Below are 1,485 nucleotides of genomic sequence, written 5' to 3'. Positions count from 1 at the left end.
ACACCATACGGTTCGTTCAGTCTGGCTGCGGACAACACTGCCGCTTCGGCTGCACATCACCGTTCATTGGGATTGTTGGCCGTTCTTCTCCACCCAACTCGCTRCGCATCGCCCRAATGACACKGCGGCGGCGGCCGGCGCAAGACGATGCGAYGCGAAGCGAGCSAGTCGRGTGGAGCGGGAGAACAACAATCCCAATGAACGGTGATGTGCAGCCGAAGYGGCAGTGTTGTCCGCAGCSAGRCTGAACGAACCGTATGGTTTTCAGGCGCCTTTGCTTTGGTTACTTTCATTTGGCAAGACAAATGAAAGTGACTCGCCCGMCSGGGCGARACCCGGCAGCAGCCTCACGCAGTGAGAAAGCCCCCCCGCAGGGGAAACAAGAGCCCTCGCGCAGCGAGTCCCCCATCGGGAAGAGATGCACCCGCAAGCCCCCGCTTTTGCGCCGACAGCCAATTTGCGCTGTCTCACAGAATCGGCACAGACCCGGGTACAGCCCGGCCGCCCGCGTGCCGATAACGGCACAGCGCATCCGCCTTGCCGGCGGATGCAATCCTGCCACCGCGCCCGTGAGCGCCCCGACTGCCGAGGATCCCGCATGTCCAAGCACCTGTTCCTGTGCGCGCTGCTGAGCGCTGCCGCCCTCCCCGCCTTCGCGAAGGACGGCAATGCCACCGCCGACGAAGCCACCGCCATGGTCAAGAAAGGCGTCGCCTTCATCAAGGCCAACGGCAACGACAAGGCCTATGCCGAGATCAACAACAAGGCCGGCCAGTTCACCGAGCGCGACCTCTACCTGGTCGTCTACGGGCTCGACGGCGTCGTGCGCGCCCACGGGGCGAACGAAAAAATGATCGGCAAGAACCTGCTCGAGCTGAAGGACGTGGACGGCAAGCCCTTCGTCAAGGAACGCGTCGAACTCGCCCAGTCCAAGGGCACGTTCTGGCAGGACTACAAGTTCACCAACCCGGTCAGCAAGAAGATCGAGCCGAAACGCGCCTACTGCGAGCGGCTGGGCGACGTGGCCGTCTGCGGCGGCATCTACAAGTAAGGCGCCCGCACGCTCTGCATGACGGAAGGCCTGCCATGAAACTCGGACTCAAGCTGCTCGCAGCCCCCGTGCTGACCGCCGTCGTGGTGTTCTCGATGGCCTCGGTGAACACCGCGCTGATGAGCGCCGAAGCGACCAAGAACAGCGAGGACTTCCGCAGCGACCTCGAATCGTTGCGCACCATCACCAGCGTGCAGGACCAGCTCGGCCAGATCCACGCCGGCGTCTACCGCACGGTGGCGCTGATCGCGTCGCTGGACGAACCGAAGATCAAGGCCGCCCGCGAATCGCTGGCCAACCAGCTGAACGGCCTGAAGCGCACGCTCGGCGGGCTCGCCGACGCCGACCGCAGCGATGCGGACCTGGCCGCCGAGATCAAGGTCGCCACCGCGCAGATCGACAAGTACCGCGGCCAGGCCGATTCGGCGATCGAC

Annotated in this window: 2 protein-coding genes; both read left to right on the top strand. The window is 64.4% G+C overall.

The features are described 5' to 3' along the window. The first annotated feature begins 598 nt into the window (after window positions 1-598). Entirely contained in the window at window positions 599-1,051 is a 453-nt protein-coding gene (locus tag AC1D01_RS34305; RefSeq protein WP_477873923.1) for a cache domain-containing protein, read from the top strand. 35 nt (window positions 1,052-1,086) lie between these two features. Continuing rightward, window positions 1,087-1,485, top strand: a 399-nt coding sequence (locus AC1D01_RS34300) for a hypothetical protein (RefSeq protein ID WP_477873922.1), incomplete at its 3' end; no start/stop codon positions are given.

This window comes from Rhizobacter sp. P3_B12 (assembly GCF_056402895.1).
The sequence above is the reverse complement of the archived record's forward strand: the minus strand, read 5'-3'. Positions and strand labels throughout refer to the sequence as shown.

Coding starts and splice junctions, on each gene's coding strand:
- AC1D01_RS34305 (WP_477873923.1), top strand. CDS start 599: ATGTCCAAGCACCTGTTCCTGTGCGCGCTGCTGAGCGCTGCCGCCCTC.